The sequence below is a fragment of the Arthrobacter sp. CAN_C5 genome (genome assembly GCF_017875735.1).
Classification (GTDB): domain Bacteria; phylum Actinomycetota; class Actinomycetes; order Actinomycetales; family Micrococcaceae; genus Arthrobacter_D.
Genome location: NZ_JAGGMZ010000001.1, coordinates 2313988 through 2329252, shown reverse-complemented (window position 1 = coordinate 2329252; position 15265 = coordinate 2313988). Strand labels below are relative to the sequence as shown.

11 protein-coding genes and 1 pseudogene are annotated in these 15265 nt (G+C 61.6%); 6 read left to right on the top strand and 6 right to left on the bottom strand.

Translation table 11 applies throughout. The features are described 5' to 3' along the window. Positions 1-196: 196 nt before the first annotated feature. Together H4V95_RS10980 and H4V95_RS10975 are read right to left on the bottom strand one after the other, a co-directional pair. Positions 197-1462, bottom strand: coding sequence for an MFS transporter (locus tag H4V95_RS10980; RefSeq protein WP_209730458.1), 1266 nt, complete (start codon positions 1460-1462; stop codon positions 197-199). A 972-nt stretch (positions 1463-2434) separates the two neighbouring features. Next, positions 2435-2767, bottom strand: coding sequence for a metal-sensitive transcriptional regulator (locus H4V95_RS10975; RefSeq protein ID WP_209731347.1), 333 nt, complete (start codon positions 2765-2767; stop codon positions 2435-2437). 360 nt (positions 2768-3127) lie between these two features. Between H4V95_RS10975 and H4V95_RS10970 the strand changes: the two genes are divergently transcribed. After that, entirely contained in the window at positions 3128-3349 is a 222-nt protein-coding gene (locus tag H4V95_RS10970; protein ID WP_209730456.1) for a hypothetical protein, read from the top strand. A gap of 38 nt (positions 3350-3387) precedes the next feature. Here the strand turns inward: H4V95_RS10970 and H4V95_RS10965 are convergent, their stop codons facing one another. Next, positions 3388-4269 (bottom strand): SGNH/GDSL hydrolase family protein, encoded by an 882-nt coding sequence (locus tag H4V95_RS10965; protein ID WP_209730454.1) that lies wholly within the window; start codon positions 4267-4269, stop codon positions 3388-3390. Positions 4270-4362: 93 nt separating this feature from the next. Continuing rightward, positions 4363-5700 carry a cyclopropane-fatty-acyl-phospholipid synthase family protein gene (locus H4V95_RS10960; RefSeq protein ID WP_209730452.1) on the bottom strand — a complete coding sequence of 446 codons (1338 nt, stop codon included), beginning with the start codon at positions 5698-5700 and terminating at the stop codon, positions 4363-4365. A gap of 626 nt (positions 5701-6326) precedes the next feature. On the opposite strand from H4V95_RS10960, the gene H4V95_RS10955 reads away from it, so the two are divergent. Continuing rightward, positions 6327-7247 (top strand): DMT family transporter, encoded by a 921-nt coding sequence (locus tag H4V95_RS10955; protein WP_209730450.1) that lies wholly within the window; start codon positions 6327-6329, stop codon positions 7245-7247. Between the two features lie 982 nt (positions 7248-8229). Here H4V95_RS10955 and H4V95_RS10950 read toward each other — a convergent pair. Continuing rightward, on the bottom strand, positions 8230-9393 hold the full coding sequence (locus H4V95_RS10950; RefSeq protein WP_209730448.1) for an FAD-dependent oxidoreductase: 1164 nt from the start codon (positions 9391-9393) through the stop codon (positions 8230-8232). Between the two features lie 101 nt (positions 9394-9494). Between H4V95_RS10950 and H4V95_RS10945 the strand changes: the two genes are divergently transcribed. From H4V95_RS10945 to H4V95_RS10930, 4 genes are all read left to right on the top strand, one after another. Continuing rightward, positions 9495-9707 carry a heavy-metal-associated domain-containing protein gene (locus H4V95_RS10945; protein ID WP_209730446.1) on the top strand — a complete coding sequence of 71 codons (213 nt, stop codon included), beginning with the start codon at positions 9495-9497 and terminating at the stop codon, positions 9705-9707. Beyond that, positions 9704-10729, top strand: coding sequence for a heavy-metal-associated domain-containing protein (locus H4V95_RS10940; protein WP_209730445.1), 1026 nt, complete (start codon positions 9704-9706; stop codon positions 10727-10729). Before H4V95_RS10945 ends, H4V95_RS10940 begins: the two co-directional genes overlap by 4 nt. 49 nt (positions 10730-10778) lie before the next feature. After that, positions 10779-13091: a cation-translocating P-type ATPase gene (locus tag H4V95_RS10935; RefSeq protein WP_209730444.1), complete on the top strand. Its 2313-nt coding sequence runs from the start codon at positions 10779-10781 to the stop codon at positions 13089-13091. Between the two features lie 65 nt (positions 13092-13156). Then, a complete protein-coding gene (locus H4V95_RS10930; protein WP_209730443.1) occupies positions 13157-13432 on the top strand; it encodes a YHS domain-containing protein in 276 nt (91 codons plus the stop codon). A 540-nt stretch (positions 13433-13972) separates the two neighbouring features. Here the strand turns inward: H4V95_RS10930 and H4V95_RS18785 are convergent. Then, positions 13973-15205, bottom strand: a pseudogene (locus H4V95_RS18785) (IS256 family transposase); the annotation flags it as partial. Positions 15206-15265 lie beyond the last annotated feature (60 nt).

Here is a 15265-nt window from a genome sequence, read left to right as displayed (position 1 = left end):
CGCGGAATGAAGTTGTTAGGTTCAGATTGGAATTGAGGCATGGTGTGAAGAGAACTGCCTCAATGGTTTCTGTGCAACCAGGGGTTGCACAGAGACCGTGCAGCAAAACAACACTATACCCCACGGGGGTATGGTAAGCGAGGTGTTGAGAGAATAATATTTCCCGGAGTGTGATTGTGTCGGACGTGTTCCGGCGTCAGGTGAGGTGGGCACTGACTTCTGGTTCGTTTCGGAGGGTGCTGCAGGCGCACCCTCCGCAGGGGCATATGCTTAGGGCCGTTTGAATGGTGGCCGTTGATGCCGATCCTTTAAGGCGCGTGAGGATGATGAAAGCCACGCCACCGGCCACTGCCGTAGTCACGGTCAACACCATCCCGTAGCCCAGCATGCTGTGCAGCAACCCCACCCCGGCATATCCGGCGCTACCCAGGCCGGAGGCCAGTCCAAGGATCCGGGCCACGGCTGGGCCGGCTGACGTTTCATCGTTTCTGCGCGCGGTTGTTACCAAAAGAGGAAGGCTGCCTGAGAGGCCCACCCCGGCTACGGCCATTGCAGCCGGCACGAAGTCGGGGGGTAAGTGTGGAACGACCAGCGAAGCCAATATTCCTGCGGTGGAAGCGGACAGCATTACTAGGCGCAGTGCGGTGTGTCGAACCCACAGGGCGAGAAGGACTCCTCCCACCGCCGCGGCCGTGCCGTAGGCGGCGAGAGAGTAGCCGAGTAGCGGGTTCGTTGACCCTACTTTGTCTGCCAGCAGCAGCGGTGCACTGGCCATGACTGTGACTCCGATCAGGGCGAGCAGCGCCGCGGCAAGCACCGGCACTACAACCGGTGCTTGACCTCGACGCTCAATTGTCCTGCTGGCAGGGCGGTTGCGTGATGGCCTCGCGCGCATTAGCTGTGATAGCAAAAGCGCGACCGTGACTGCCACCAAGGGTACGGCGAACGGAACCGCAGCAGCCCCGCCAAAGGTACTAACTCCACTGAGTACAGCGACAGGCACGAGAGCCGAACCGGCCATTCCTACGGCTGAGAACACAGCGAGTGGCAGGGACTCCTGACCCTCCGGCGCCGACCGCACAGCCAGCGCACCGGCCGCCGGGTGGAACAGCGCGGACCCGATGCCACCCACAGCTACTGCTGCGATGGCATGGCCGGGCTGGGTCACAGCGGGGAGTAGACCATAACCGGCTGCTGCAAGAGCCGATCCAATGATGGCCACCCGGCCGTCGCCGAACCTGGAGGCAGAGCGGGCACCCAAAGGCTGGAGTAGCGAAGACGAGGAAAAGGCCACCGCAACGAGCAGGCTCAACAGCGCGGGTTCAGCACCGGTCTGATCACGGATCACGGCTTGAAGTGAGATGACGCTGCTACCAAGTCCGTCAACGAATAAGTGAATGGCACCCAAGGCGAGGGATAGCACTCCCACTGATGTCAGCGCGCTGCGACTGATGCGTCTCATGACCGATCCTTTTCCCGCCATGTCCTGCTGCAGGCACGGGAAAGCTCCGTGACGGAAACTAGGACGATGAATTTTCTTATGAATACCCCCATAGACTATAACGTTAAACCCTACGGGGGTATCCTACCTTCGGTGTTGCGAAAGCCATGACAGAAGTCCATCTCGCCCTAAATCCCGGCAATATTCGTTGAGGAAACAGGACACTCCATTTCTGAACGCGCTTCGGTGGCCGTTGAAATTGAGGGCTGCATGGCAGTGGCTGCCGGTTGGGACGGTGCCATCATCCCGCCTTTATCTTGCAAGAGAGTGCCCCACTGCTTTTTGGCACAGCTGAAACATGCGTAGCACAGTTGGCCCCGACGGAGAATCCAACGTTCTTAAACTCAGCTCCACAGGCAGGTATCGGGGCGTCATCCTGGTACGGGTCACCTGCTTAGGTTCAGCGGCAGCACAATCCGGTGTTGTGTCTGCCCTATTTCACCTACTACTTCGCGGCGATTCGAAGCCACCGCCTGAGCTGGTGTGGACAACGAAGGCCAGGGGAATCCTTGCGGCACCGGCAGGCGCAGGATTCAGGGGGCCGAAAGCTGCCACAGCAGCGCGGCGACATTGGAAGATGAAGTTCCTGACGGGTTTTCCTTAGGGGCGCCGGGGTTTGCCTGGACATGCGCAGGGCATTGGCTGCGGCGTGAAAGTCCCTACGGACCAGCGCTGCGGAGCGCTAAACCCGCGGCCGACCCTTTCCTTTCTTCCCCTTGGTTCTGAGAACGCCACCTGATGCCGGCCTGGGCAGAGGACGCGCCGCAACGTTGACCTGATCTCCATGAACCGCGAAAGCGACCGATCGCTCGGCGGAGCCAGGTGCCCCGGAGCAGCGCCGAAATGAGACTTAGGTACTACAACTCGGCGAGGGGCCCTGCGCAGGTCTCCTCCGATTGTGTCCGGGATGAGAACTCTGCAGGTGATTGGATGTCAGGATCTCACGAGGCGCGCGATTGCGTCGGAGGCTTCCTGGAGTTTGGCTTTTGCCTCGTCGCCGCCGGTGGCCGCCGCGTCGACTACACAGTGGCTTATGTGTTCGTTTAGCAGCCCTAGAGCCACTGATTCCAATGCGCTGGTCATGGCTGCAACCTGGGTCAGGATATCGATGCAGTACTTTTCTTCCTGAACCATTCCTTGGAGTCCACGGGCCTGGCCTTCGATACGCCTGAGCCGCCGCTGATAGTCCTCCTTGTTGGAAATGTACCCATGGGATCCGCTGTGCTCATCCACGCCGGATGCAATTGTCTTAGTCGCTGTTGTCATGGGGGATTCCTCTGTCGCAGGGTTGATGATGGCGCCGCCCACCTTCACGGCGGGCATACCATAAAGGGTACCCCCCCATGGTATCAATTGCATAGGATGTGCATGTTTTTGCTCCCGGAGCTATAGGACTCAAAGCGCCGAACAACACGCCGACAAGCGGGCATCACGTGGGTCATCTACGCCTCCTATCGGCGATAGATGCCGATCACTGCAAAAAGCTCATCCGAGCGAATGTGAACTGACAGGATGGTGATGTGACGACACACGCTACCCGGAGAGGTCACGGTTTCGTCCTGCTGCAGGTGCTCGATCCTGCTCTAGGGGAAAACCTCGATGCCGATGGCGGCGCATGCCTCCCCAATGACAGCCGACCATTGTCACTGGAGAAATGGCCCGTCGAAGCCCGGCGTCGACGGGTACGTGCAGACCGACGGCGTGGGACAGATTGGCGGAGGTGATTACGACGGCGGCCTTGACGACGTTCCCTTGGAGCCCCTAGCGCTTGAGAAGCATCCGCTGGGCGTAGTACTCGCCGATGCCGAGTACAACTTGCTCTGGATCATCGAAACCGCTGAACTCTAATTCGCCGAGATCGGTCGCCGGCGATACGGTTCCTCTCCTTATGGGTGGCCGCTTTCGCTGGTTACAACCGGAGCATCGCAGAAAGTGTCGACAGCGCCTCGCCCCGGGGGTGGGTTGTATTCGGGAGTTGAGTAAGGATCAGGGTCCTCCCGTGCCACAGCGGCCAAAGCAGGGCGTTTTGCCTCACGCCCTGCACCGGAGGATTTGCCCTGTAGCCGACGGAGTACCCAGGGGAGAAGGTGTTGACGTGCCCACTTCGCATCATTGGCAAAGCGCGGAGGAGCCAAGTCGATTATTGTGTTGCTGGCGTATGGCGCAGAGATGTATTCGATACGCATTACGTTCAGAACAATAGCCGCAATGAACTCGTGACCTGTCGATGAAAGGTGGAGGCGGTCAGGAGACCACATGTGGGCGCGACTTAGCTCATGCGACGCCCACAAGTCGATCAAGACCGCACCATGGTTCTCTGCCACGGTCCTCAAGTTTTCGTTGTAGATTGCCACCTTGCCGCGGAGTCCCCAGGGGCTAAGTCGTGCGCCTATGTCGGGGCCAGTGAACATGAGCACGGTCGCCCCGGAAGACCGAAGCGCTGATATCGCGTCATTCACGCCGACGGCCAACGCATCGGGATCGGAACCGGGGCGGATGATGTCGTTACCACCAGCACAAAAGCTCACTAGATCAGGCTTCATCGTTAGTGCAGGCCCAAGCTGCTCACTTACGATCTCGCGCAGAAGTTTGCCTCTAACTGCGAGATTCGCATAGGTGAAATCATGACACGCTTGGGCAAGAACTTCCGCAACCCGATCCGCCCATCCCCGAAAGGAACCCTGACGTAAGGGATGGGGGTCGCCGATGCCCTCGGTGAACGAATCCCCCAAGGCCACGAATCGCTGCGGACACAATTCTGTTTCCATAGACGTTGTTGCAACGAGGACCTCGACGCTGAGCCTAGGCGGCTTCCGCTGCGCCAGGTTGCCTTCACCGCGCCTCATGATGGCTCCGTATACTCAAGGTCTTCCTTCTTCCCTCGGACGGCGGGAGGGGAGGCTGGGCATCGCTTGTTCAGAGGCCCATGCGGTTCGGCGCATTGGCGGTGGAGAGCCGCCGGGGCGTTGCACGAGGACTTGATTGACTCCCATTTTCCCGGATTCAAAGGCGAGGGCGCTGGCGGCCATGTAGAGCCGCCAAACCCGCGCCTGTCCTTTGCTGGTGGTCTGCACGGCCTCGTCCCAGTGTTCCTCCAGTCGTTGCACCCATGCTCGTAGGGTCAGCCCGTAATGCTGGCGCAACGACTCAACGTCGAGCACTTCCAACCCGTCAGATTCGAGCGCCCCGACTATCTCGGTGAGGGTCAGTAGCTCACCGTCGGGAAAGATGTAGCGGGCGATGAAGCTGTCCGGGTCGGGTCGGGTTGGTCCGGCGTTCCACGAGATGGCGTGGTTGAGCAGCCGCCCCCCGGGGTGCAGCAATTCCTTCAGATGAGTGACGTAGTCAGCAATCTGGGCTCGGCCAACGTGTTCGGACATTCCGATGGAGCTGATAGCGTCGAAGGGGCCGTCCATAACCTCGCGGTAGTCCTGGACTCGGATGTCCACGTGGTCGGCCAATCCGGCCTCGGTCATCCGCTGGCGAGCCAGAGTGGACTGTTCAACGGAAAGAGTCACACCGACCACATCGACCCCGTAACGCTGGGCAGCGTGCAAAGCCATACTGCCCCAACCACACCCCACATCCAGGAGTCGCATGCCGGGCTTCAAGCCCAATTTGCGGCAGACGAGATCAAGTTTGGCCTCCTGGGCGGACTCCAGACTGGTGCGCTCATCGTTCCAGACCGCGCATGAGTACACCATCGACGGCCCAAGGATGAGTGAGTAGAAGTCGTTGCCTACGTCGTAATGATGCGAGATGGCTGCGGCATCACGTTTGTGGGAATGCCGTCGGCCGTGACCAAGATCGGCCTCCTCCGCTGGCGGAGCTGGCTCTGGACCAATGGCACCGAGCCGGGCGGCGGTCCGTAGTAGCCGCCATCGACTGCGCGCATCCAGTGTGCTTGAGGAATCGGCGTTGGCCAACTTTCCGACGGAGCTCAGCGCCCTGAAGCCGGCGAAGAGGTCCCCGGGGACCTCGATCTCCCCCGCCGCATAGGCTCGGCTCAAACCAAGCTGCCCGGGTGACCAGAGCAGCCTGCGCAGGGCCTGATTCGATCGGACTTCGAGGATCGGGGCCCCGGCAGGACCGGCTTCCGAGCCGTCCCAGCCACGCACCCGGATCGGAAGCTCCTCGGCCCCCAGCACGATACTCAGCCCCTTGGCCAACAATGGAGCCACCCCCGAAGCTTTGGTCATTCTCGTCATCTCCATCGCCATCCTTCTTGTCCCGCGAGACGCGCAGGGCGTTACCTTTGTCGTTGTTGTCATGGGAGATTTCTCGGCCCGCAGGGCTGATGATGGCCCTGTCGTCGATCAGAGCAAGCCTCCCTTAGGGTACCCCCCTATGGTACCAACAGTAGCGGATTGAATGTAGGAAACCTGGTTCATATACCGTGCGGGGGTAGAGTAATCTCTATCAAATAGTGCCTAGCGGGGTGTTTGCTCCCGGAGTATCGGCTATTCGACATGCTGGCGCCGACGCAGCAACGGATCATGCCCTGTGATGTCTCGGGAATCTGCAAGAAGGAGGAGCAATGAATATGAGCACACCAGACACCCGTACCACCGTTTCCGCGGTGGACCGGATCGGCCGATTTGGGGTGCGTCTGCGTCTGCGCGGCAGGGGTGTGGGTCCGGCGGCCACAAGGAGGCAATCAGAGTATTCCTACGCTGGTGAGGACGGTGGGTACCCACTTCATTGCACCCACCACAACTGGGTTCCCGATCTCCTAATACGTAAGGCAGAGCCTTAGCATGAGTATTCACCTCAATCGGGTTGGCCCGGGTCCGATAGTGGCGAGCGGGAAAATTAGGTGCGGACGATGGTGACTAGTCGCCTCGCGGTGCCTGGAGCTTTGCTGCTGGTCGGTTTACTGTGGGGAAGCTCATTTCCCCTCATCGCTGTGGCGGCGCCCACCTTTGGAGCTGTTGGTACGACGCATGGACGACTCATCGTCGCCGCGTTGGCGCTGGCGCTCATCGCGGCTTCCACCAGAGCAACCTGGCAGGCAGTTGGGCGCCAATTTCCTTCATTCTTAATACTAGCGGCCCTGAACGTCGCCGGCCCTCTCACTCTCGTCGCCACCGCAATCATAGGACTCAACTCCTCCATGGCATCGATACTCAACGCCACGACCCCAATGTTTTCCGTACTTATCGCTGGACTTTGGCTTCGACAGAGGATCACCTGGCGCAAACTGCTGGGCGTTGTAATAGGCATTACCGGTGTCTGGGTGCTCGTCGGAGGGGCCCCCTTGCAAATGGACAGCCGTGCCATGATGGCCGTTGGCGCATCCTTGATCGCGGCGATGCTATATGCGCTCGGAGGGGTGTATACACGAAAGGCGTTCCGCGCCACGTCCCCCATGGCGTTGGCCCTCGGTCAACAGCTTGCTGCCGCAGCTCTGCTACTGCCGGTGACAGCGATCGCGCCCCCACCTGAGCCAATCAGTTCCGGTCCGCTGATCGCAGTGGTTGTCCTCGGGCTGGGGGCTACGGCGGGCGGTTATCTGATCTATTTTTGGATCATAAGCCAGGCCGGGCCAGTAGCGGCTTCAGCGGTTACTCTACTGGTTCCGATATCAGCCTCAACCATTGGGGTGCTGTGGTTAGGTGAGCCGGTAACTTCGGGACTCGTAGTCGGCCTTGTCATCATTCTTGCCGGCGTCGGACTGCTCATGGATTTCACGCGTCCACAACTTGATCAAAAGGTAGCCGTCACTGAACCCGCGGACGGTGATTGAAGTCAGTCAACGTCGGACCACGACGAGGGAAAGTGGCGAGCACCGGACATAACATGAGGTATACGGCAACACCCCGCCTGACTGTCACCCTGAATATCGGGGCTCACTTTGCCTAAAGCTGCTGACGGTGTCCCCATTATGCAGTCGATGACCGTGAAGTATAACCCGAACTGCTTTTAGGTTCTCAGCCCACGGGTGGCCCACCACCCTGTCGATTAACTCCATAGTTTTTGCGAGGATCGGGTCTCGCTCAGGGGGCAGCCGGGGATCCTCTACCCTCATGTGCTTTCACCCCCATCTCTTTGGCGTCGGCCCCGACCCTGCGGTTCCGGCCAGTAGGGTCGGCAGGGCCATGGGCGGCCTCGGCCTGTGCCAGCGCGGTCCCATGCAGGACTCCACCAACCTGGTGGAGCGGGAACTGCGCTCCATTGGCAGAAACGTCGGTGGGTCCCACAGCTCTACCAGCGCGGCTCCACGGTGGGTTCGCCAGCCCGGGTAGTCCGGTGATCCGTCACGAACGCACCGCCATCTACATTGTCAACGACGAGGTCATCAGCAACGGCACGAACGGCAAACCACACCATCAAGCACCGCCCTGTCGGATCCGGCCGCCTCTTCTCACGCCCGGGCCAACGGCTGACCACTCCCACGGGCGGCAGGTGCCTGAACGGTGGAACCGGTGGCCTTAGTTTCGTGGACCGATGTAAGTTGTCCCATGGCCGAGCAAAGCCCTGCCTGGACCAGGCCTGACCCACGCAGAGCTTTGCTTGTTCGCCTGGTCCAAACAAGGAAGCGGTCGTCAGCGCTTTCAGGCAGCATCTGGTTCTCGGTTGGAGTGTGGCATCACCATCAAATGGCCGTTCGATCGGACCGGCCCAACTGCGTGGAGAGTATTAATGGAATATCCATTGATACCCACCTAAGCTGGGTGGGGTTAGAGTGTGGGTCACGCACCCTTCCTGGCTAGGCGTAGTTCGCGGGATTACGGGGCGGTGAGTTTTCCGCGGGCGGCAATCAACTGAGAGAAGGCATCCAGGCCAGCCACAGCGGTCATGGCACCGTCGGCTTTGTGGAAGCTCGTCAGTAAGGCTTCGGGGGAGCCGGAGTCGTGTTGGTGCTCAGCTGAACCGGGCAGCACAAGGCCGTAGGCTGCTGCTGAGTGCTGGTAGAGGGTGATGGTGAACCCGGTGGCTGGGACATAGGGTCCCGGATCCCGCGCCCCGGTGAGTTCACGCAGCGCTACTTGGGCTGCGTGGGTGCCCTGAGCGACGGCGGCGTCCCAGTGATCGACGCGGTATAGCTGTCCGTTGCTGGCCGTGTGCAACGCGAGGCTGCCTGCCCCGTAAACCCTCTGATAGTCGCGAGCCCGCAGGTGTGAGTCCACCGCTAGCCCGTCGTCGCCCCCTGTTAGCCAGGCGGAAGTGGGCCTGGTGCCGTGGGCGATGAGGACAATATCGGATTCCAAAGTATTACCGTCGCTGAGGGTGACGGTGGCCGAGTCGGAACTAGTGGAAATACCAGTGAAGGATCGTCCGAAGTACGGCTTCACATGGATGTGGTGCAGATCGGTGATGCGTTCTGCGATGTGTTCGCCGAGCGCTGAGGCGAGGGGTATGGATGAGCGGGAAATTAGATGGACCTGTGCGCCAGCCTCCGCCAGGTAGCTGGCGGCCTCCGAGCCGATGAAGCCGGCACCCAGGATGGTGACTGTAAGGTTGCCGGGGTTCTTGCCAAATCGGGCACGAAGCCGGGCGGCATCGTCCACGGTGTGCAGATGGTAGACGCGTTCCCGACCGTCGGTCGCACGACCGGATGACTGGGGTGCGCTGCCGGTGGCTGCGATGAGTGCGTCGTACCGCAACTGTCGTCCGTCCTCTAATGTGAGGAGCGAAAGGTGGGTGTCCACCGACACTACCTTGCCCTGAACCAGGTCGGCCCCCAGCGCGGTCACGTCTGGCAGGACTATTTGTTCGGCTGTGAGCAGCCCGGATAGCAAGGCCTTGTTGACGAGGGTCCGATTGTAGGGGCGATGCGCCTCCCCATTGATCACCGTCAGCGATCCTTCAAATCCCTCAGCGCGCACGGTGGCCGCGGCACTAAGGCCTGCTGCGCCTGCTCCGACGATGACTATTTCCTGCGGTTCCATTGATTTTCCTGTCTTTGATGGGGTTTGACACTGGTACCCCCGGAGGGTATATAGTAATTGTACAGCTACCCCCTAGGGGTATACAACGAAAGGAAGACATCATGACGACCACCGAATTCCAGGTCACCGGCATGACGTGCGGGCACTGCGAGATGTCCATCCGCGAGGAAGTTGCCGAGGTCTCTGGCGTTGATTCGATTGAGGTCAGTCACCAGACCGGCAAGCTCGTGGTGAGCGGCAATGAGTCCGTCGAGGAGAGTGCGGTCATCAAGGCTGTCGAGGAAGCCGGATACAAGGCGGTCCGGTCCGCATGAATGCTGCAGGGCGCCTCGGAGCGTATACAGCCGGCTTGGTAGTAGCGTTTGGTGGCGCCTTCGCTGCTGCGGGAGCGTTCGTTCCTGAAGGAACGGTTTCAGCGTGGGCGCAGAGCGCCGAGGGCCACACAATGGATCAGCCGTCCGACACAGCGGGCCACAGCGATGGAGGGCACGGCAAGTCCGCCGCAACAGAAGCCTCCACTGTGCAGCAGACAGGGCCATCCGTCCGCGGTGTAACTGTCGCGCAAGACGGATACCAACTTGAAGGGCTCTCCGTTCCTGAGGGGATCGGACAGGACGACGAGCTGTCCTTCACCATCGCCGGTCCTGACGGTAATCCGGTCACCGGTTATGAAGTCGAGCACGAGCAGGATCTGCACCTGATTGTGGTGCGATCCGACGGAACCCACTACCGGCACGTACACCCGGTCATGGATAAGGCAGGACGCTGGTCCTTGCCCTGGTCCTGGGAAGCTGCCGGTACTTACCGTGTCTTCGCCGACATCGTTCCCACAGAGTCAGGCGAAAAGCTCACGCTCACCAGCACCGTGGACGTGGCCGGCGACTTTGAGCCGGCCGCACTCGAGGTGTCCACGACGACGACCGTCGATGGTTTTGATGTCTCACTGAACGGCGACGTATCCGTCGGCGACGAGTCGACACTGACCGTCAGTGTGAGCCGTGACGGGCAGCCGGAGAGCGGGCTGGAGCCCTACCTCGGCGCATATGGGCACCTCGTGGCCCTACGCCAAGGAGATCTGGCCTACCTGCATGTGCACCCTGAGGGTGCAGCCCCGGTGGGGGAGGAAACATCCGGGCCGGAGGTCGAATTCGCCACCACGGCGCCCACGACCGGTCGGTACTACCTCTACTTCGATTTCCAGGTCGATGGCACCGTGCACACCGCGCAGTTCACCGTCGATACGACTGGATCCAATGCAACGACACCTGATCACGGTACGACCGGCGGCAGCACGACCGACGACGGTGCGTCCGAGGATAGCCACAGCGACCACTGATTGACCCCTATCACCCCGAAGGCCCCGCCTTCGGGAGAAAGAAGTTCCCATGTCTGCATCCGCGGCCCGGCCGCTGACGCCGGGTATCGACATCGATCTCAAAATTGGTGGAATGACCTGCGCATCGTGCGCCAACCGGATCGAGCGCAAGCTCAACAAGCTTGACGGCGTGGTGGCTACGGTCAACTACGCCACCGAGAAAGCCCGTGTAAGTGTTCCTGCCGGTTACGACCCGCAGGCCCTGGTCGCCGAAGTGGAGAAGACCGGGTACACCGCTGCGCTCCCGACACCCAAGGGCGGCCAGGCAACCAGCGACGACGACCGCCCCGACACTGAACTGGTGGCCCTCAAGCACCGGCTGATCGGCAGCGCCGTCCTCGCTATCCCCGTCATCGCGATGGCAATGATCCCGGCGCTACAGTTTCAATACTGGCAGTGGCTGTCGCTCGCCATGGCTGCGCCGGTCATCCTGTGGGCCGGCTGGCCCTTCCACAAGGCGGCGTTCACCAACCTGCGCCATGGTGCAGCCACCATGGACACCCTGATCTCGATTGGTACCAGCGCAGCCTTCCTGTGGTCCCTGTACGCTCTATTTCTCGGCACGGCCGGTACCCCCGGAATGACGCACCCGTTCGAACTGACCGTTGCCCCCACCGACGGCGCCAACAATATATACCTCGAAGTCGGCGCCGCCGTCATCATGTTCATCCTGGGAGGGCGCTACTTCGAAAAGCGTTCCAAGCGCCAGGCAGGAGCAGCACTGCGTGCCCTGCTGGAGCTTGGAGCGAAAGAAGTTGCAGTCCTCCGAGACGGAGTCGAGACCCGCATCCCGACCGAGCAGCTGGCCGTGGACGACGAGTTTGTGGTCCGTCCCGGTGAGAAGATTGCCACCGACGGAATCGTCGTCAATGGCCGCAGCGCAGTCGATGAATCGATGCTGACCGGTGAGTCCGTGCCGGTAGAAGTCGGCGAGGGAGACCCCGTCACCGGGGCGACCGTCAACTCCGGTGGACGGCTCGTCATCCGCGCCACGCGGATCGGAACCGACACGCAGCTGGCGCAGATGGCCAAGCTGGTGGAGAACGCCCAGTCGGGCAAGGCCGAGGTCCAGCGTCTGGCCGACCGGATCTCCGGTGTGTTCGTGCCGGTCGTCATCGTCATCGCCGTGGCGACGCTGGCCGCGTGGCTCGGTGCCGGATTCCCGATCACGGCCGCTTTCACAGCCGCCGTTGCCGTGCTGATCATCGCCTGCCCGTGCGCCCTCGGTCTGGCCACACCCACGGCACTGCTGGTCGGTACCGGACGCGGAGCCCAGCTGGGCATCCTCATTAAGGGACCAGAAGTGCTCGAATCGACCCGCAAGGTCGACACCATCGTCCTGGACAAGACCGGTACCGTCACCACGGGAAAGATGACTCTGCAGGGCGTCCACACCGCATCGGGCACGAACGGTGAGGAGCTGCTCCGCATCGCTGGCGCCCTCGAGGACGCATCCGAGCACCCCATCGCCCAGGCGATCGCCAAGGGCGCCACCCAACGGGTCGGCGCACTCCCTACTCCGGAATCCTTCAAGAACATCGAAGGGTTGGGCGTGCAGGGAGTCGTCGACGGGCACCTAGTGATCGTGGGACGAGACTCGATGCTGGCGGAATGGTCTCTGACCATGCCCCAGGACCTCGCCGATGCCAAGTCAGCGGCGGAATCAGCCGGACAGACCGCTGTGGTCGTCGCTTGGGATGGCGCCGTTCACGGTGTGCTGACCGTCGCTGACGCTATCAAGGAAACCAGCGCGCAGGCCATCGAACAGTTTCGGGCCCTCGGTTTGACCCCGATCCTGCTCACTGGTGACAACAAAGTGGTCGCCAAGCAGGTCGCAGCCGAAGTTGGTATCACCGAGGTAATCGCCGAAGTGCTGCCTCAGGACAAGGTCAGGGTCATCACCGACCTGCAGGCTCAAGGCAAAGTCGTCGCGATGGTTGGTGACGGCGTGAACGATGCCGCAGCACTGGCACAGGCCGACCTTGGGCTCGCCATGGGCACCGGCACCGACGTGGCGATCGAGGCCGCGGACCTCACCTTGGTCCGTGGCGACCTCAGAAGCGCCGCAGATGCCATCCGGCTCGCACGCAGGACACTCGGAACAATCAAGACCAACCTGTTTTGGGCGTTCGCCTACAACGTGGCCGCGATCCCGCTGGCTGCTCTGGGCCTGCTCAACCCGATGCTCGCCGGTGCCGCGATGGCGTTCTCCAGCGTCTTCGTCGTCGGCAACAGTCTCCGCCTCCGCTCGTTTACTAGCAAGGCGGTAACCCCGTCACCAGCCGCGAAGCGCCCCGGCGTGACGCAGCCGGTCGACGCTTAACCCGCAGGACCGAAGCTCCACCCCTACACCCCTACACAGCATCATTACGAGAGGACACCTTAACCATGGAACAGAGCACCGGAAGCTGCTGCAGCCCCAAATCCAGTACCACTCCCAGCACGGAAACCCAGACCCAGGACGTACACCTGGGCACCCGCCCCGAGCAGGGCGAGAACGCCATCGCCTACTGCCCCGTCATGGCCGGAACGCCCGTGGTGAAGGCCGAAGCTGAGGCCAAGGGTCTCTTCCGCGACTACGACGGAGGGCGGTACTGGTTCTGCTGCGCAGGCTGCGGCCCGGCCTTCGACGCCGAACCTGCCAAGTACGCCCACGCCAGCTAACCTGCGCACCAGCAACACGACAAGGGATGCGGCGACCACCATGGTCACCGCATCCCTTGTCTTTCAATGACGAAAAGGAATTATCCGTAAGACTGCACTTTGCGCGAGAAAACAGGTGCCGTGTAGACATTGTCACCACTGTCGCTGTTCCCAGCATCCAGTCCGACCTCGAGATCAGCCCAGCCCAGTGGCCAGGGCGGTGAAGGCCTCCATCCTCCTGTTTCGGGACCTCCCCTATCCGGCGGACGCCTCGGGTGACCTCTACGGCCGGGAACGCATCCTCCAAATTGGCGCCATGGGCTCCACCCTCGGTGCCCGGTTGCGAGGTTCGCGGCCAGGGAGCCAGCGCAGCACTCATGGCTCCGGGCGCGCTAACCTCCATCATCACGATATCCAGCGCGACAACGCCTCTAAAACCTCAATGCCGGGGACCGCCCTGTCCCTGGCATTGGGGTTTGTTCTCATGCGGGGAGCTAAAGGGGAGCGTCCAATAAACGGTGTGTAGGGTCCGGCGGTTTTCATCGGTGAGTGGTTCTTTTCGAACCGTCCAGCGAAGGTGATCGCGAACGCGTTGAGGGCGGGCTTCCACTTGATCACCCAGCGTGCTCTGCCACCGCCGGTGGGGTCAAGGGACCGGGTGACGAGGTAGAGGCACTTCAGCGCCGCGGCCTTGTTCGGGAAGTGTCCGCGCGTTCCGAGGGCTCGCCGGTAGCGGGCGTTGATCGACTCGATCGCATTCGTCGTTCAGATCACCCGGCGGATCTCAGGGTCATATTCGAGGAACGGCACAAACCCCGCCCACGCGGACTCGCAAAGCTTGACGATTGCCGGATACCGTTCACCCCACTCCGCGGCAAACTCCTGGAACCGGTCCTTCGCCGCTGCCTCACTCGGAGGCGTGTAGATCGGCTTGAGGGCCTTGACGATCCCGTCGCGGTGCGGTCGGTCGGCTCAACGGAAGGAATTGCGGATCAGGTGCACGATGCACTGCTGCACGACCGTCTGCTCACAGGTCGTGTTGATCGCGTCGGGCAGGCTCTTGAGCCCGTCGCGGACGGCGATGAACACGTCCTCGACACCCCGGTTCTTCAGCTTGGAGAAGACCTACAACCAGAACCTCGCGCCCTCGGCACCATCACTGCCCCAGATCCCGAGAATGTCGCGTTCCCCGTTCGTCGTGAAGCCCATGACGACGTAGAACGGGGTGTTGCGCGCCTGCCCGTCGCGGACCAACACCCACCATCGCGTCAACGAAGAGCACCGGGTAGAGCGGGTCCAGCGGCCGAAAGGACCACTCGGCCAGCTCGCCTGCGACCTTCTCTGTGATCCTCGAAATGGTGTCCTTCAAGACCTTGGCCCCGTAGACCTCCTCGACGTGCGCAGCGATCTCCCCGGTTGTCAGTCCGTGGGCAGACAGCGAGAGCACGACCTGGTCGATACCGTCCAGGCGCCCCTTCCGCTTGGGCACGATCACCGGCTCGAACGACCCCTCCCGATCCCGGGGCTCCTCGATCTCTACCGGGCCGATCTCCGTCAGCACCCGCTTCGACCTCGTCCCTTTGCGCATATTCGCCGCGATCGGCGTCCGCCCGTGCTCATGACCGAGTGCTCGGTAAACTCCTCCTCAAGCGCAGTCTCAAGGACGTTCTTCGTGAGCTGGTTCAACAACCCGCCCGGCCCGACAAGGCTCACGTCCTTCTCCCTTGCCTGGTCGAGCAGCCGTTCGGCAAGGTCCTTCTGATCGATGATCTCTCCCGTCACAGGATCGATCATCTCCTCTGTTGCTTCGGTCGTGAAGTCAGTCACGGCCGTCTCCTTTCGGATCAGGCCGGA